At 32.6% G+C, this 18673-nt stretch carries 15 protein-coding genes; all 15 read left to right on the top strand.

Going from position 1 to position 18673, the window contains the following annotated elements:
* Positions 1-238: 238 nt before the first annotated feature.
* On the top strand, positions 239-1831 hold the full coding sequence (locus HMPREF2881_RS02935; RefSeq protein WP_002488191.1) for a solute:sodium symporter family transporter: 1593 nt from the start codon (positions 239-241) through the stop codon (positions 1829-1831).
* 90 nt (positions 1832-1921) lie between these two features.
* Positions 1922-3124, top strand: coding sequence for a 5,10-methylene-tetrahydrofolate dehydrogenase (locus HMPREF2881_RS02940; protein ID WP_002488245.1), 1203 nt, complete (start codon positions 1922-1924; stop codon positions 3122-3124).
* The gene (locus tag HMPREF2881_RS02945; protein ID WP_002449471.1) at positions 3121-4227 is read left to right on the top strand and encodes an MFS transporter; all 1107 of its coding nucleotides are present in this window, start codon (positions 3121-3123) and stop codon (positions 4225-4227) included. Before HMPREF2881_RS02940 ends, HMPREF2881_RS02945 begins: the two co-directional genes overlap by 4 nt.
* Positions 4228-4731: 504 nt before the next feature.
* Complete coding sequence (locus HMPREF2881_RS02950; RefSeq protein WP_002488232.1) at positions 4732-5463, top strand: phosphoadenylyl-sulfate reductase; 732 nt, start codon at positions 4732-4734, stop codon at positions 5461-5463.
* A 162-nt stretch (positions 5464-5625) separates the two neighbouring features.
* Positions 5626-7479 carry an assimilatory sulfite reductase (NADPH) flavoprotein subunit gene (locus HMPREF2881_RS02955; RefSeq protein ID WP_002488303.1) on the top strand — a complete coding sequence of 618 codons (1854 nt, stop codon included), beginning with the start codon at positions 5626-5628 and terminating at the stop codon, positions 7477-7479.
* Between the two features lie 18 nt (positions 7480-7497).
* Positions 7498-9219 (top strand): assimilatory sulfite reductase (NADPH) hemoprotein subunit, encoded by a 1722-nt coding sequence (gene cysI / locus HMPREF2881_RS02960; RefSeq protein ID WP_002488189.1) that lies wholly within the window; start codon positions 7498-7500, stop codon positions 9217-9219.
* 35 nt (positions 9220-9254) lie between these two features.
* Positions 9255-10019 carry a uroporphyrinogen-III C-methyltransferase gene (gene cobA / locus HMPREF2881_RS02965; RefSeq protein WP_002449255.1) on the top strand — a complete coding sequence of 255 codons (765 nt, stop codon included), beginning with the start codon at positions 9255-9257 and terminating at the stop codon, positions 10017-10019.
* 33 nt (positions 10020-10052) lie between these two features.
* Positions 10053-10664, top strand: coding sequence for an NAD(P)-binding protein (locus HMPREF2881_RS02970; RefSeq protein WP_002449190.1), 612 nt, complete (start codon positions 10053-10055; stop codon positions 10662-10664).
* Between the two features lie 21 nt (positions 10665-10685).
* Positions 10686-11561 (top strand): sulfite exporter TauE/SafE family protein, encoded by an 876-nt coding sequence (locus HMPREF2881_RS02975; RefSeq protein ID WP_002488196.1) that lies wholly within the window; start codon positions 10686-10688, stop codon positions 11559-11561.
* Positions 11562-11606: 45 nt separating this feature from the next.
* Positions 11607-12785: a sulfate adenylyltransferase gene (sat, locus tag HMPREF2881_RS02980; RefSeq protein ID WP_037555812.1), complete on the top strand. Its 1179-nt coding sequence runs from the start codon at positions 11607-11609 to the stop codon at positions 12783-12785.
* Positions 12786-12803: 18 nt separating this feature from the next.
* The gene (gene cysC / locus HMPREF2881_RS02985) at positions 12804-13403 is read left to right on the top strand and encodes an adenylyl-sulfate kinase (protein ID WP_002488304.1); all 600 of its coding nucleotides are present in this window, start codon (positions 12804-12806) and stop codon (positions 13401-13403) included.
* A 428-nt stretch (positions 13404-13831) separates the two neighbouring features.
* Positions 13832-14614 (top strand): CHAP domain-containing protein, encoded by a 783-nt coding sequence (locus HMPREF2881_RS02990; protein WP_002488240.1) that lies wholly within the window; start codon positions 13832-13834, stop codon positions 14612-14614.
* A 220-nt stretch (positions 14615-14834) separates the two neighbouring features.
* Complete coding sequence (locus tag HMPREF2881_RS02995; protein ID WP_002449304.1) at positions 14835-15077, top strand: hypothetical protein; 243 nt, start codon at positions 14835-14837, stop codon at positions 15075-15077.
* Positions 15078-15242: 165 nt separating this feature from the next.
* A complete protein-coding gene (locus HMPREF2881_RS03000) occupies positions 15243-16535 on the top strand; it encodes an anaerobic C4-dicarboxylate transporter family protein (protein ID WP_002488287.1) in 1293 nt (430 codons plus the stop codon).
* Positions 16536-16964: 429 nt separating this feature from the next.
* The gene (locus tag HMPREF2881_RS03005; protein ID WP_002488226.1) at positions 16965-18587 is read left to right on the top strand and encodes a BCCT family transporter; all 1623 of its coding nucleotides are present in this window, start codon (positions 16965-16967) and stop codon (positions 18585-18587) included.
* Positions 18588-18673 lie beyond the last annotated feature (86 nt).

Here is an 18673-nt window from a genome sequence, read left to right on the forward strand (position 1 = left end):
GCTTCCATTAAAGAATATATTGATTAATTTTTTATTTGAATATAAAAATAAAAATTTATATAATTTATTTTTATAATAATTTTCAATTATATGATTGAAAATCAGATATACCGTGGTTAAAATAGAAGTTACACTAAATAGGTGCTTTATAGGATAAGTAATAAACAGTTTAACGTTGAATGAAGATTTAACGTTTTTATTTTTTACAAATAAAATATTGAGGAGAGCGACACGTATTATGAATTGGCTAGCAATTATTTTATTTTTAGCCGTTGTTATGGGGGTCAGTCTTTATGCGTTTTGGCGTTCAAGAAAAATAAAGACTGATAGTGCAGATGGCTATTTTATGGGAGGCAATAGTTTAACAGGATTTACGATTGCCTCAACGATTATTATGACTAATCTATCTACAGAACAAATTGTAGGACAGAATGGTCAAAGTTATGGTAAGGGTATGGAAGTGATGGCTTGGGAAGTCACAGCTGCTGTAGCAGTTGTCTTACTTGCATGGATATTCTTACCAAAATATTTAAGGTACGGTGTGGATACCATTTCTGAATTACTTGAAATGCGTTATGGTACCTTTACTAAACGTTTCGTTTCTATATTATTTATTTTCACTTATGTTGTATCATTTTTACCAGTTGTCTTATACTCTGGTTCATTAGTATTTAATAAAATGTTTAATATTGGAAAATACTTAGGAGTAAGTGATGCAACAGCAACGATTATTATTGCATTTGTCATTGGTGCAGTAGGTGTTATCTATTTATTTATCGGTGGTTTGTCACTGAGCGCATTTAGTGATTCAATCTATGGTGTCGGATTAATTATAGGTGGTTTGATTATTACAATTTTAGGTTTACATCATTTAGGTGATGGGAATTTTGTAAAAGGATTCGACCACATGATCCAACGTACGCCTGAAAAACTAAACGCTTTTGGAGCCATTGATTCAGATGTTGTTCCATGGCCAACATTATTCTTTGGTATGTTCTTTAATAATTTATTCTTTTGGTGTGCGAACCAAATGATTGTACAAAAAGCCTTAGCTGGTAAGAATTTAAAAGAAGCACAAAAAGGTGCGATATATTTAAGTTTATTCAAGGTATTTGGTCCTATTTTTACAGTGCTTCCTGGTGTTATTGCATATAATTATTTCAATGGGGGTATAACATCTAATGATAATGCTTATCCTGCATTGATTCAGGCGATTTTACCTGATTGGGGCTATGGTCTATTCGGAGCAGTTATTTTTGGAGCCATATTAAGTTCATTTGTTGGATCATTAAACAGTACAACAACACTCTTTACTTTAGACTTTTATAAACCTATTTTTGGTAAGCGTGCTTCAGATCAACATATTGCACGTGTCGGTCATATCGCGACAGTTGTGATTGGCATTATTGTAGTAGGTATATCTCCACTTATTGCCCTTTTCCCAAGTGGATTATATGCGATTGTGCAACAGTTCAATGGTGTATATAGTATGCCAGTACTTGCATTGGTCTTAGTTGCATTTTATTCTAAGCACACATCTAAACTAGGCGCTAAAGTAGCTTTAGTTACACACATTGTGTTATATGCTGCAATTAGTTTTATGGTGCCACAATTAAATTATCTATATACTTTTAGTTTTATGTTCTTTATTGATTTAGCTATTATACTTGTCTTTAATAAATTTAAACCTTCCAATACGTTTGACTTAAATACTAATCAAGCTAAAGTGGATCTTACACCTTGGAAATATCGTTATGTTACAGGCGGTATTGTTCTAGGTTTAGTAGTACTTGCTTACATTATCTTTTCACCACTTGTACTTGCTAAATAATTATTTATAAATAGGTGTACGTTTGAAAAGAGTAGACTTTTTCAACGTACACCTTACTTTTTATATTTATAAAGAAAGGAGGATAACACAATGCACAAAATTGGTTTGATACCTTCACCGGGTGTGTCTCGTAAACACGTAGAAGCTGTTATTCCAGATATAAAAGAACAGCTGAATCAACGTGTGAATGATCAACAAGAATGGGTATTTCAACTACACGTTGATTTAATGATTGGCTCAGCTGAAGATGTACATGAAAGTATTGATAAAGCGGCAAAAATGAAAGATCAACATGATTGGGATTTTGTTGTATGTATTACAGATTTACCAAGTATTTCTGGAAATAAAGTAGTGATTAGTGATTTTAATAATGATAAACAAGTAGCGATGCTATCTTTACCTTCATTAGGTTGGATAGACCTACGACGAAAATTAAGAGATAGTTTAACTTCTATTATTGAACAATTGTATTATTCAACTTCAAGAGTGGCTCCCAAGATTCATCCTCTTATACATCCTAAAGCAGTAGAACCAAATGAAGATGAAACGCCAAAGCAACGTTATATTCATCGATGGTTTATTCTCAGTTGGATCCAACTTATTTTAGGGTTAACACGGGCAAATGAACCATGGAAAAATATTTTTAATTTCAAAAAGATTATTTCAGTTGCTTTTGCAACTGGGACTTATGTATCAATTTTCTCCATGCCTTGGGAACTGAGTATACAGTACTCCATAGTACGATTTATTATACTTATGCTTATTGCTATCCTAGGTATGACAGGCTGGTTACTCTATGCACATCAATTGATTGAACGTAAAACAACTAAATCACAGCGTGTGTATCGCTATATTTATAATTTTACTACCATATTCACATTATTCATTATTACACTTTTAAATTATATTATTTTATATCTTTTATTAGCGATAAGTGTATCATTGTTTGTTCCACCAAGCTTATTTAATCAATGGACTAGCGCACATCCTCATTTTACATTTATAAATTATGTAAAATTAGTATGGTTTGTATCTTCACTAGGTTTACTTGCTGGGGCAATGGGGTCTACTGTAGAGAATGAAGAAAAAATCCGTCAGATTACTTATTCGTATCGACAGTATCATCGTTATAAAGAAGCAGAACAAGAGAAGAAAGAAAAAGAACAAGCTCAATCATCTTCTCATGATGCATCAAATCAACAAGTTGAAGAAAGTGCATCCAATAAACAAAATAATGATAATCAACAAGATGAACATAAAAAACAAGATCATAGAGAGGAGGAGACAACATGAGTGAAGAAAAAATAATTGGTCTCGTTGTGGCGCCAGGAGTGACAGAGAAATTAGCCCAAAGTTTAATTAATGACATCCCCAATATATTATCAGAACAAGATAATCACCAACGTGACTGGAAAGTTGATCTCGTGGTGGATCCTCTTACTGGTTTTGCGGAAAGTGTGGAAGAAATATTCAAAAAAGTTCAAGATTATCATAATAAAAGAGAATGGGATTATGTTGTAGGAATTACAGACTTACCTATGTTCTATCATCAAAATGTACTTGCTTTAGATATTAATAAAAAAAATGGCGCTGCAATATTTTCGTATCCTGCTTTTGGATGGCGTCCTGTAAAGAATCGTTTTAAACATGCTATCGTAACCATTATTAATGAACTTCATTATTCTGAAAGAGAGCATGTGGGTTATGATGACAATAATAGGGTTAAGAAAGAAATCAATAAACAATTTCCTTTTTCACGTATTGAGAAAACAGAAGTACATTTAAAAGAAACAGGAAATAATCATTTAAGATATTTATCAAATTCACGTAGTCTTGGAATGATACGACTTGTCAGTGGGATGACCTTTGCGAATAACCCATTGAATATGATGGCAAGTTTAAGTAATATTGTAGCGATTGCTTTTACGACAGGCGCATTCGGATTGATTTTTTCAACCATGTGGAATATGGGGCTTGATTTTTCTGTATGGCGATTATTTGGAATTTCCGTCATGGCAATTTTAGGTATGCTCGTTTGGATAATGGTCTCCCATGGTCTATGGGAATCTACAAAAAAAGCTAAGCATAAAAGAATTGTAATGTTATATAATTTAACAACGATCATGACTTTATTGATAGCCATTGTGATATATTATATGATTTTATATTTATTATTCTTAATTGCAGAGCTTGTGTTATTACCTCCAGGATTCTTAGGACAACAAGTAGGTTTAAAAGGACCAGCCAGTGTCCAACTTTATTTAAGTATTCCTTGGTTTGCAACCTCAATATCTACTGTTGCAGGAGCAATAGGCGCAGGATTGCTTAATGATCAATTAATTAAAGAAAGCACATATGGTTACCGTCAAAAAGTACGTTATGAAAAGAATAACTAGTTAGTAATAATAAAGTGAGAAACACTTCATTATTATTTTTATATAATATAATGAATTTATATAAAATTTCTTTAAAATCATTTGAAATCATGAATAAATATAAGTGTGAATGGATATATGGTTTTTCAAGTATGACTGAAAAGGAAGTTAAAAAGATAGTTGGAAAATATAAAATTCATATAAGAGTGTATAGATTATGAATTGATTACAAGGATTTAGTAGTTAATTATAATCCTAGTTTTAAAGAAAAGGTAGTAATTACAGTTGAAGTTGCTTCAATAATGAAAAAAACGGTTATGAAGTAGGTACTTATTTAAGTAGGAATAAAATAAAACTTATATTTGTAGTTCGAATAAAAAATGTATGTTTATTTTAAAATAAATATTCCCTAAACTTTCTTGACTTTCTCCTCAAAACTCGTTAAAGTATTAGCATATTATTCTGACAATTCTGATAGGTATTAGATTAATAAATTTGTAAATACTGAGGAGGGACCATAGGTTTATGTCAGTATCAAAGATAACGTATGAGAGTTTTGATGGCGATCCATTTATTGACTCCATTTCTACTGACGACGCGACAAAGGGTGCCTATGAAATTTTAAAATGGGCTTATACTACGTATGGTGAAGATATCGTTTACTCATGTAGTTTTGGGGCAGAGAGCATGGTACTTATTCATTTGATTTATCAAATTAAACCAGATGCTCAAATTGTATTTTTAGATACAGATTTACATTTTCAAGAAACATACGATTTAATTGATAGAGTAAAAGAACGTTTTCCTAAGTTACGTATTGAAATGAAGAAACCAGAATTGACGCTTGAAGAACAAGCTGAGAAATACAATCCTGCATTATGGAAAAATAATCCAAATCAATGTTGTTATATTCGTAAAATTAAACCTTTAGAAGAGGTACTAGGTGGTGCGATTGCCTGGATTTCAGGACTACGAAGAGATCAATCTCCGACTCGTGCTAAAACAAATTTCATTAATAAAGATGAACGTTTTAAATCGATTAAAGTATGTCCTTTAATTTATTGGACGGAAGATAACGTTTGGGATTATATTAAACAACATGATTTACCTTATAATGAACTTCATGACCAGCATTATCCAAGTATTGGTTGTATTCCTTGTACAGCGCCAGTATTCAATTCTGATGATTCCAGAGCAGGACGTTGGTCAAGTTTTGAAAAAACAGAATGTGGACTTCATGTTGCAGATAAACCGTGATGTAAGGTTTAAAAAATTTTTTATATAAAACATAGTATTCTGATAAGGATTTAAAAATATTCTATATTCGATTTTTACTGGAAAGTCGAATATAGATTACATAATATAGAGATAGTAAGTATTTTAAATAAAATAAAGATTGAAATGATAGAGGTGGATGAATTGAATCTAAGTGTTACCAATAGTCCTTTTACTGAAGGACAAGCCACACAAATTAATGAATTATTACAGACACTTACGCCAGAACAAAAAGTATGGCTAAGTGGCTATTTAGTCGCAAATCAGCAACTTACATCAGGAACATCTGAGACACAAGGTTCACAAATAGGAGTTATTTCAAAGGATACTGAAACAATGCTTCAACAAAATGAACCAACAATTCAACCTGAAAAACGTGCGATTACATTATTATATGGTTCAGAAACAGGAAATGCGCAAGGTTTAGCAGAAATATTTGAAGAACGTCTTTCAAATATTGGACATAATGTAACGTTAAAGGCAATGGATGAATTTAAACCTAAAAATCTTAAAAATGTTGAAGATTTATTTATTATTACTTCCACACAAGGTGAAGGAGATCCACCGGATAATGCAGCCGAATTACATGAATTTATTCATGGTAGAAAGGCACCTAAATTAGAGGGAGTAAGATTTTCAGTACTTGCATTAGGTGATCAAACCTACGAATTCTTCTGCCAAACAGGTAGAGATTTTGATAAAAAACTTGAAGAACTTGGCGCCGAACGATTATATGAACGTGTTGATTGTGATGTTGACTATGAAGAAGATGCTGAAAAATGGATGGCTAATGTCATTAATACTATTGACTCAACACCTGAAGGTACACAAAGTGAACAAGTTGTAAGTGAAACAATTAAATCTGCAAAAGAAAAAAAATACTCAAAGGCGAATCCATATCAAGCTGAAGTATTAGAAAATATTAATTTAAATGGTAGAGGATCTAATAAAGAAACACGTCATATTGAGTTCTTATTAGATAATTTTGGTGAAGAATATGAAGTAGGAGATTGCTTAGTCGTTTTACCACAAAATGATCCAGCTTTAGTTGAATTACTGATAAGTACATTAGGATGGGATCCGGGAGATCAAATTCAAATCTCAGAAGATGGAGATACGATTTCATTAGAAGAAGCATTAACATCTTACTTTGAAATTACAAAATTAACGAAACCATTACTTCAAAATGCAGCAGCATATTTTGATAATGAAGCGTTAGAAGACAAAGTTCAAGATAGTGAGTGGATACAAAATTATATTGAAGGTAGAGATTTTATTGATTTACTCAATGATTTCCCACCTGAAGAATTAGAACCTGAAGATTTATATCAAATCCTTAGAAAATTACCTCCTAGAGAATATTCTATATCAAGTAGTTATCAATCATTACCTGATGAAGTTCACATTACGGTTGGTGCAGTAAGATATAACACACACGGTAGAGATCGTTCAGGTGTATGTTCTGTTCAATTTGCTGAACGTATTCAACCAGGAGATACTGTTCCAATTTATCTTAAACGTAATCCAAACTTTAAATTCCCTAAAGATGGAGATACACCTGTCATTATGATAGGACCTGGTACAGGAATTGCACCATTTAGAGCACATATGCAAGAACGTGAAGAATATGGTTATAAAGGTAATACGTGGTTATTCTTCGGCGATCAACACTTTACTACTGATTTCTTATATCAAACAGAATGGCAAGAATGGTTAAAAGATGGTGTTCTTGAAAAAATGAATGTCGCTTTCTCACGTGATACAGATCAAAAAGTATATGTACAACATCGCATTGCTGAACATAGTAAAGAATTTAATGAGTGGTTAGAAAAAGGTGCATCGATCTACATTTGTGGTGATGAAAAAAATATGGCTAAAGATGTACATCAAGCGATACGCAATGTATTAGTGAAAGAACAAAATTTAACTGAAGAAGATGCTGAAAGCTACTTAAAACAAATGAAAAAAGATAAACGTTATCAACGTGACGTGTACTAAAGAAAGGGTGGAGAGTGAATGGCTAAAACGATTAAACAAATTGCTGATGAGTTAAATGAAAACCTTGATGCGTTAGAACATTTAAAAACTGAAAGTAATTATTTACGCGGTACGATTGAAGAAGGCTTAGAAGATCCTTTAACTGGTGCCATTTCTGATGACGATACTAAATTACTTAAGTTTCATGGGAGTTATCAACAAGATGACCGAGATGTACGTGATGAACGTCGTAAACAAAAATTAGAACCTGCATATGCTTTCATGATTCGTGTGCGACTACCTGGAGGTAAAGCAACACCTGAGCAATGGATTGCAATGGATGATATTTCTAATAATTATGCGAATCATACATTGAAACTCACAACACGTCAAACTTTCCAATTTCATGGTATTTTAAAACGAAATTTAAAATCATCTATGAAAAAAATTAATGAATCAGTGTTAGATACGATTGCAGCATGTGGGGATGTCAATCGTAATACAATGTGTAACCCAAATCCATATCAATCAAATATTAATAAAGAAATACTTGATTATGCTACAGCCATTAGTGATCATTTATTACCTAAAACGAATGCCTATCATGAAATTTGGTTAGATGGAGAGAAAGTGCTTGATTCTAAAGAAGAAGTAGAGCCAATGTACGGGGAAAAATATTTACCACGTAAATTTAAAATTGGTATTGCCGTACCACCATCAAACGATATTGATGTATTTTCACAAGATATTGGTTTAATTGCAATTGTAGAAAATGATGAACTCGTTGGATTTAATGTGGCTATTGGTGGTGGCATGGGTATGACGCATGGTAATCCAGATACATACCCTCAAGTAGGACGCATTGCTGGATTTATTCCTAAAGATAAAGTCATAGATGTATGTGAAGCATTACTTACAATTCAACGTGATCTTGGTAATCGTTCAAATCGTAAAAATGCACGTTTTAAATATACAGTAGATCGTTTTGGTGTAGATAATATTGTTAAAGAATTAAATACACGTCTAGGCTGGGAAATCAGTGAAGCTCGCGAATTTAAATTTGAACATAATGGCGATCGTTTAGGTTGGATTGAAGGTGAAAAAGGTGTATGGAATTATACATTATTCATTCAAAATGGACGTGTAAAAGATACAGAAGACTATAAGTTAAAAACAGCGTTAAGAGAAATTGCAGAAACACATACTGGTGATTTTAGATTATCTCCAAACCAAAATTTAATTATTGCTAATGTAACTGAAGAGAAAAAAGCAGATATTCAATCTCTTATTGATAAATACGGTTTAACTGATGGTAAAAATTATAGTGGTTTAAGACGTAATTCAATGGCTTGTGTAGCATTTCCAACTTGTGGTTTAGCAATGGCTGAATCAGAACGTTATTTACCAACGCTATTATCTAAAATTGAAGATTTATTAGATGAAGCTGGTGTTAGTGAAGAAGAGATTACTATACGTATGACAGGTTGTCCTAATGGATGTGCACGACCTGCATTAGCTGAGATTGCATTTATTGGTAAAGCACCTGGCAAATATAATATGTATTTAGGTGGAAGCTTTAACGGTGATCGCTTAAATAAACTATATAAAGAAAACATCGATGAAAAAGAAATTCTCGAAAGCTTACGTCCAATTTTAATGGATTATGGAAAATCACGTCTCGAAGGTGAACATTTCGGAGACTTCGTTATTCGTTCGGGTGTAGTAGCTAAAGTTCATGATGGTAGAGATTTTCACAGCTAATTTTTAAAGAAATAGAAGGCGAACGGGGTGATAAGATGGGAAAGGTTTATCTTGTAGGTGCAGGACCTGGTGATCCTGATTTAATAACTGTAAAAGGTATGAAAGCGATTCAAGCGTCAGATGTGATTTTATATGACCGCTTAGTGAACAAGGAAATTTTAGATTTTGCAAAACCTCACACAAAGTTCTTCTATTGTGGTAAAGATCCAAATAAGCATTCATTGCCACAAGAGGAAACAAATCGTATGTTAGTGAATTTAGCGAAAAAAGGGCACACCATTACACGATTAAAGGGTGGTGATCCTTTCGTTTTTGGACGTGGTGGCGAAGAAGCAGAAATATTATCGGATAATCAAATTCCATTTGAAATTGTTCCTGGGATTACATCAGGAATTGCAGCTCCTGCTTATGCAGGAATTCCTGTTACTCACAGAGATTATAGTTCATCCGTTGCGTTTGTTACAGCTGTGAATAAACCAGGTATGACGAAAGAAGCATATTGGGAACATTTAGCCCATGGTCCTGAAACATTGTGTATTTATATGGGTGTAAAACGTTTGCCTGAAATTTGTGAACTGTTAGTGCGTCATGGTAAGTCAGTAGATACACCTGTAGCGCTAGTACATTTAGGGACAACAGTTTCTCAAAAAACAGTCACTGGAACATTAGGTAGCATTGTACAATGTGCATCTGAAATCAAAAATCCTGCAATGATTGTGATTGGTGATGTGGTAAATATGCGTCAAAAAATTAGCTGGTTCAAAGAACAAGTATCAGATGTTGAAATGACATTACCATAATTTGAAAAATATCTAATATAGGAGGACGACAATATGAACCATATGCCGCTCATGATTGATTTAAGCCAGAAATCGATTGTCATAGTAGGTGGCGGAAAAGTTGCAACGAAACGAGCTTCAACTTTAATCGAATATTGTGATGATGTTCATATTGTTAGTCCTATTATTTCAACAACTTTAAAAGAACTATTAGATAACGAAATTATCACTTGGAGCCAAAAAGAATTTGAGCCACAAGATGTTGAACATGCCGATCTTGTAGTGATTGCCACAAATAATAACGACGTCAATACAAAGGTGTTAGAAAGTGTTCCTCATTATGCATTATGTAATCATGCTTCGAAAGCCCAAGTTGGAAATGTTACGATTCCAAGTATTTTAAAACGTGGAAAACTTTCTATTAGCGTGTCAACCAATGGGGCAAGTCCTAAATTGAATAAAAAAATTATTTCAAGAATAAGCGATATGTACGATGAATCATATGAAATGTATATTGATTTTTTATATGAAAGTAGACAACTAATTAAACGATTATCAATCGAGCCATCTAGGAAACAGGATTTATTACAACACATTTTATCTGATGAGTATTTAGATGAGGTTAAGCAACGAGAATTCACACGATGGCTTCATTTACAAGTTTAGGTATGAAGGGATATGTGATATATGAGAAAATTGTTTATATTTGCATTAGCTGGATTTTTAGCACAACTTGTTGATGGATCACTCGGAATGGGATTCGGTGCCTCCTCATCATCCATATTATTAACATATGGAATAGCACCTGCGATTGTTTCAGCAACGGTACATTTTTCAGAAATAGCAACGACTGCTGCATCGGGTACATCACATTGGAAATTTGAAAATGTACATAAGCCAACCATGTTGAAACTTGCAATACCAGGATCGATCAGTGGATTTATCGGTGCAGCATTATTAACTCAAATACATGGTGACTATATTAAACCTTATATAGCACTATTCTTACTTTCAATGGGTTTTTATATTTTGTATCAGTTCTTATTTAAACGTCACAAAAACATTCATACACACGTAGGAACGCTTAGTAGTGCAAAACTTGTTCCACAAGGAGCCGTTGCTGGTTTTCTAGATGCCATCGGTGGTGGAGGCTGGGGACCAGTCAACACACCGTTGTTACTTGCAAGCCATAAAATTCAACCACGCTATGCTATTGGTACAGTGTCTGCAAGTGAATTTTTTGTAACACTTTCAACATCATTAAGTTTTATTGTCTTTTTAGGATTTACTCAAATTAATTGGTGGTTTGTCATTGCATTAAGTATAGGCGGTATGATTGCCGCACCAATTTCAGCCTATTTAACTAAAATATTGCCCATTAATATTTTAGCAATCTGTGTAGGTGGTCTTATTATTTTTACAAATAGTAATGCTTTAATGACGTATTTCATCAAAGACACTACAGTGATAAATGTTATTCGATTCGCAATTATTTGTGCGATTATTGTATTAGTTATTATTACTATTATTCGTAACAAAAAATTGTCTTTTTCTTATAAATAAAGCCGAGTAAACTAATCAAAATAATTAGAAAAGGGGTTATCAATGATGACAACAAATGAAGATATTATCAATTATACAATTAAACCACATGGTGGAGAGTTAATTAATCGAGTTGTAGAAGGAAAGGAAAGAGAAGCATTAATTGAAAAAGCGAACGCTTTTAAATCATTAACTTTAAATCCTTGGTCCATTTCAGATTTAGAATTAATCGCTATTGGTGGTTTTAGTCCACTTACTGGATTTATGGGAGAAGCGGATTATAAAAAAGTTGTTGAAGATACACATCTTGAAAATGGACTAGTATGGAGTATTCCTATCACTTTACCTGTCACTGAAACACAAGCTAATGAATTTAATATTGGTGATGATATTGCTTTATATGGTGAAGATGGAGTACTTTATGGTACTTTAAAACTTGAAGAAAAATATACGTATGATAAAGAAAAAGAAGCTCAAAATGTCTACGGTACGACTGAAGAAGCGCATCCAGGTGTCAAAAAAGTATATGAAAAAGGGAACGTTTATTTAGCAGGTCCTATTCAATTAGTAAATCGTCCTAAACATGATGAATTTTCAGATTATCATTTAGATCCTGCTGAAACACGCCAATTGTTTAAAGACTTAGGGTGGAAAACAGTAGTCGGATTTCAAACACGTAATCCTGTCCACCGCGCACATGAATATATTCAAAAATCTGCATTAGAAATTGTAGATGGTTTATTATTAAATCCTTTAGTTGGTGAAACTAAAGCGGATGATATCCCTGCAGATGTACGTATGGAAAGTTATCAAGCTATCTTGAAAAATTACTTTCCTCAAGATAGAGCACGTTTAGTTATCTATCCCGCAGCGATGCGTTATGCAGGTCCACGTGAAGCAATTTTACATGCTACAGTTCGTAAAAATTATGGTTGTACACACTTTATTGTTGGACGTGATCACGCAGGTGTGGGTGATTATTATGGTACTTATGAAGCACAAGAACTTATCTCTCAATTTGAAGATGAATTAGATATTCATATTCTAAAATTTGAACATGCATTTTACTGCAAAAAATGTAGCAATATGGCTACAGCTAAAACGTGTCCACATGATGCATCAGACCATGTACATTTAAGTGGTACAAAAGTGAGAGAAAAATTACGTAATGGCGAATCATTACCAAAAGAATTCTCAAGACCTGAAGTTGCAGAAGTATTAATTAAAGGATTAAGACAAAAGTAATTTGGGGGAGTATATAACATGAGTCAATCAACAAATATTACATGGCATGATTCAGAAGTAACTAAAGAAGATAGACAACGCCAAAATGATCATAAAAGTGCTGTCATTTGGTTTACAGGTTTATCTGGTTCTGGTAAGTCAACAATCTCTGTGGCACTTGAAAAAGCGCTATTTGAAAAAGGTAAACATTCATATCGATTAGATGGTGATAATGTCCGACACGGTTTAAATAAAAACTTAGGATTTGGTCCAGAAGACCGTAAAGAAAACATTCGTCGTATTGGTGAAGTAAGTAAATTGCTTGTAGATGCAGGAACAATTGCAATTACTGCATTTATTTCTCCATATAGAGAAGATCGTGATGAAGTACGTGATATTTTAGAAGACGGAGAATTCATTGAAGTATATACGGAGTGCAGTGTAGAAGAATGTGAGAAACGAGACCCTAAAGGTTTATATGAAAAAGCACGTTCAGGTGAAATTAAAGAATTTACAGGAATTAGTGCGCCTTATGAAGCGCCAAAACATCCTGAAATAACTATTAATACTGAAACACAAAGTATAGATGAATCAGTTGAACATATTCTTAATTACTTAAAAGAACACAAATATATTTAATGAATAACCAAACGAGTGAGATAACGAATTCAAAATGAACGTTGTCTCACTCGTTTTTTTGCTATAAATTCTTGAAAATAATAGTCAATATTCCCTTATTTTATGAAATAAAACATATTTAAAATAATCAGATATATTACACTATCTGTAATGACACTGTTGATTAAATTGATAAAAAGACTGATAATAAAGCATTTTGAGTGATGTAACAAACGAGATATTTAATTACAAAAATCATCGTATTATTATGATTCAATTACAAGGTATTAACAACGCCCACAAACGCTTGTTTATCTGATAAAGTATGTCTTGTCGTTAATTAACGAGAAAAAATAATTCGAAGTAATTGAATATTGAGATGTCATTTGAAAGTAGCCACGTGATAAATAAAGGAAGAATGTTTTAAATTTCTAGGAGGATATTTAATTATGAAAAAAATCGCTACAGTAACTATCGCCACAGCCGGAATCGCTACAGTTGGATTTGCGCATCATGACGCACATGCAGCGGAAAATAATGGATATAACCCTAATGACCCAACTTCATATAGCTACTCTTATACAATTGATCAACAAGGTAACTATCATTACACATGGAAAGGTAATTGGAGTCCTGATCGTTTAAATCACACTAATGACTCAAATCATAGTCAATCTAACTATAATAATTACAACAATAATAGCTATAACTACAATAGCAATTATTCATATACAACAAACAATAACCAAACATCTACTAACAATAATCAATCTTATACAACTAATAATACGACAGGTGGATTAGGCGCTAACACTGCATCAACATCAAATAGTAATGTAAAAGTTACAACTCAAAGTGCACCAAGAACACAATCAACTGCTTCGACTCAAGCATTTTCAGGTAAAACAAATTCAGGTGCGAATTACTATACTTGGGGTCAATGTACGTATTATGTATATGATAAAGTTGGTGGTTCAATCGGTAACACTTGGGGTAATGCAAATAACTGGGCTAACGCAGCAGCACAATCTGGTTATACTGTAAACAATACACCTAAAGCAGGTGCTGTGATGCAAACAACTCAAGGTGGTTATGGTCACGTTGCATATGTTGAAAATGTAAATAGTGATGGTTCTGTTACAGTATCTGAAATGAACTATCAAGGCGTAGGTGTAGTATCTACACGTACAATTTCAGCAAGTCAAGCAAGTTCATACAATTACATTTCATAATTTAAGGAAATAAATTATTTAAACATTAATGTAAAATAATGGCTAAGATATTTAAACAATAATGTTATTTAAAAGAGCAAGTATATGAATTCAAAACGAATTCTACCTTGCTCTTTTTTTATTTTTAAAAATTATATTTAATATGATTTAAATCGCTTTATAAAGGGAATATATAACTACTAATTCTTATAGTGTTCAAATATAAAGGTGGTGATTCACAATGGCGTTAGGAGTACTTCAATGGATCCTAGTGATCGCAATTGTGGTAATTACGATTGGCGTCATATTTGGTCTCATTTGGGGTTCGCTTTTTGAGGAACGCTTTTATAGAAGTCGTTCTAAAAAAGAAGAAGAAGCACGTATTGAGAAAAATCTTAAAATGGCAAAAGGCCATACCGATGATGACGTAGCATATGATGAAGAAGGTCGTGCATCACTCAACGAAGATGATAAAAAACAATAAATATTCATAAACCTTTAAGAATCTGTTTGATTTTTAAAGGTTTTTTCTTATCAAAATATTTATATTAATTAACTTTATGCAATTATATACTTTTAACAAATAAAAGTGATAAAATAGATATGTTAAAAAATTCACATGAATTATTTAAAGTTAGGAGTTATTATAATGCTACTGTTTATAGTAGAAATTATCATAATGATTGTAGCCATTATGCTAGGATTGCGCACAGCAGGTGCTTTAGGCTGTGGTATTTTTGCTATTGTGGCCCAATTGATTATGATATTTGGTTTTCAACTTCCTCCTGGTTCTGCCCCTGTTACAGCAGTCCTAATTATTCTGGCAATTGGTATAGCTGGAGGAACGTTACAAGCTACAGGCGGAATTGATTATCTTGTTTATCTTGCTTCGAAAATCATTGAACGATTTCCAAAATCAATTATTTTTATTGCACCGATGATTGTATTTGTCTTCGTATTTGGAGTAGGGACTGCAAACATTGCTTTATCACTAGAACCTATTATTGCTCAAACCGCAGTAAAAGCTAAAATCCAACCTAAGCGACCACTCATTGCTTCAGTATTAACTGCTAATTTGGCTTTACTTTGTAGTCCAGCTGCATCCGCAACAGCCTATATTATTTCAGTACTTGCAGGTCATGACATTTCAATGGGTCAATATTTGAGTATTGTCTTACCTACATCATTAATCACTATGTTTATGTTAAGTATATTTTGTACGTTTGTAGGACGTAAAAATACAATTACTAAAAGTGAAATTGCTCATACACCTGACGTTGATGTAAATCATGCTTTTTCTACTAGAGTAAAGATAGGTGTTTTAGCATTTATTTTGTGTGTGTTTGGTATTCTTACGTTTGGTATTTTTCCTCAATTCATGCCTTCGTTTAATGTCAATGGAAAAGAGGTCACTGTATCAATGACAGAAATTGTACAATTCTTTATGTATTTAAGTGCAGCAATTAATTTATTGATGTTAAAAGTGAATACGAGTGATATTCTCTCTTCAAATATTACACAATCTGCTATTGGTGCATTATTTGCAGTACTCGGACCTGGTTGGTTAGGTGCGACAGTATTTAACGCACCTCATAATTTACATATCATACAAAATGATGTTGGCAAAACGATTCAACATATGCCCTGGCTTGTGATTATTCTTGTAGCTGTAGTAGCGATGATTGTTATTTCACAAACAGCAACAGCATCGATTATGGTACCCATCGTCATGAGTATGGGAATTCCACCCATGTATTTTGTAGCAATGGTACAAACATTAAATGTTAACTTTGTTATACCTGCGCAACCAACGTTATTATTCGCAGTTAATTTAGATGAAACAGGACGTACACGACCTACAAGCTTTATTATTCCAGGATTCTTTGCAATAGGTATTTCAGTTATTGTTGGTTTTATAATAAAAATAATATTAGGATATTAGTTTATAATAGAGTATTAGTCATATAAACAATGTAAAGTTTCATGAAAATTTAATCGATTGAGAAGACCTTTTGTGCCTTTTTGAATATTGAAGAGAAGAATGTGAATTCTATTATGAATTGCATTTTTCTCTTATTTTTAATTTAAAATAGAAAATGTCAAAAAAATATATATTCATTAAAAGTGAATAAAAATTCAATATTTATAATTTAATATTTGTTTAAAACGTTTATTTTTAATTTAACACTATTGATATAGTTAAATTTTTCGATAGTTTAAATGGGATGAAATATATAAATATTCAGTTTTGCTCAAATAATTTTATGAATGTAATTTGCATTTTTATTTAATTTTAGATATTGTCATTACGTGGATCATTCACTTAAATACATTATAAGTCGTACATATAATATTCAAAGGAGGATCTTAGTTGAAAAAAGAAAAAATAATGGATTGGCCCACCTTTATAGGTACTGTGATTGTCTTGCTTGCAGCAGTTATACCTATGATGGTCTTTCCAAGTGCAAGTGAGAAAGTTATTACTGATATAAATAGTGCTATTTCTAACTCGATAGGATCTGTTTACTTATTTATAGGTTTAGCTGTTTTATCCTTTGTACTCTATATTGCTTTCGGCCGATATGGTAATGTGACTTTAGGAAAAGCAAGTGATAAACCTGAATTTAATAATTTTAGTTGGGCTGCAATGCTATTTTGTGCAGGCATTGGTTCAGATATTCTTTATTGGGGCGTTATCGAATGGGCCTTCTATTATCAAGTACCTCCAAATGGAGCTAAAGGAATGACTGATGAGGCGCTTACATATGCAACGCAATATGGCATGTTTCATTGGGGACCTATTGCATGGGCAATTTATGTATTACCAGCTTTGCCTATTGGCTATTTAGTATTTGTAAAGAAACAACCAGTATATAAAATTAGTCAAGCTTGTCGTCCAGTACTGAAAGGACAAACTGATAAATTTTTAGGTAAATTAGTAGATATCTTATTTATATTTGGACTATTAGGAGGAGCGGCAACCTCTTTAGCATTAGGTGTGCCATTAATTTCTTCTGGAATTGAACGATTAACAGGTATAGATGGAGACAATATGGTTATTCGCTCAATTATACTTTTCACAATCACAGTCATTTTTGCAATTAGTTCTTATACTGGTTTAAAAAAAGGAATACAAAAATTAAGTGATATTAACGTATGGTTATCATTCTTACTACTTGCATTTGTATTTATTGTAGGTCCAACAATTTTTATTATGGAAACCACTTTAACTGGCTTTGGGAATATGATGCGAGATTTCTTCCATATGGCAACATGGATGGAGCCATTTGGTGGAATTAGAAACCGTAAAGAAACAAATTTCCCTCAAGATTGGACGATATTTTATTGGTCATGGTGGCTTGTATATGCCCCATTTATTGGTTTATTTATTGCTCGAATTTCAAAAGGTCGTCGTCTCAAAGAAGTCATATTAGGAACAATTGCTTATGGTACATTGGGATGTGTCTTATTCTTTGGTATTTTTGGTAACTATGCCGTTTATTTACAAATTAGTGGACAGTTTAATGTGGTTGATTTTTTAAATAAACATAGTACTGAAGCAACAATTATAGAGGTTATGCACCAATTGCCAATGGGTTCTTTAATTATAGTGTTGTTCTTAATATCTGCATTTTTATTCTTAGCAACGACTTTTGATTCAGGTTCTTATATTTTAGCAGCTGCTTCTCAGAAGAAGGTAATAGGGGAACCATTAAAAGCGAATCGTTTATTTTGGGCTTTCGCTTTATGTCTATTACCTTTCTCCCTTATGTTAGTTGGTGGAGAACGAGCTCTTGAAGTGTTAAAGACTGCTTCATTATTAGCAAGTGTACCACTTCTATTTATATTTACGTTTATGATGATATCCTTTATTATCACACTTAATAATGATCGGATTAAACTGGAAACAAGAGCAGATAAACTAAAAGAAGTAGAACGACGTTCACTTCGTATTGTTCAAGTTAAATCAGATCCTGAAGACGATAATTTATAATGTGAAAAATGATAGTACATTTAAAAATCCTCAGAAATTAGATAATAAATCTAATTTCTGAGGATTTTTGAATCATATTGATAATG

The organism is Staphylococcus sp. HMSC057A08 (genome assembly GCF_001812925.1).
Lineage (GTDB): Bacteria > Bacillota > Bacilli > Staphylococcales > Staphylococcaceae > Staphylococcus > Staphylococcus hominis.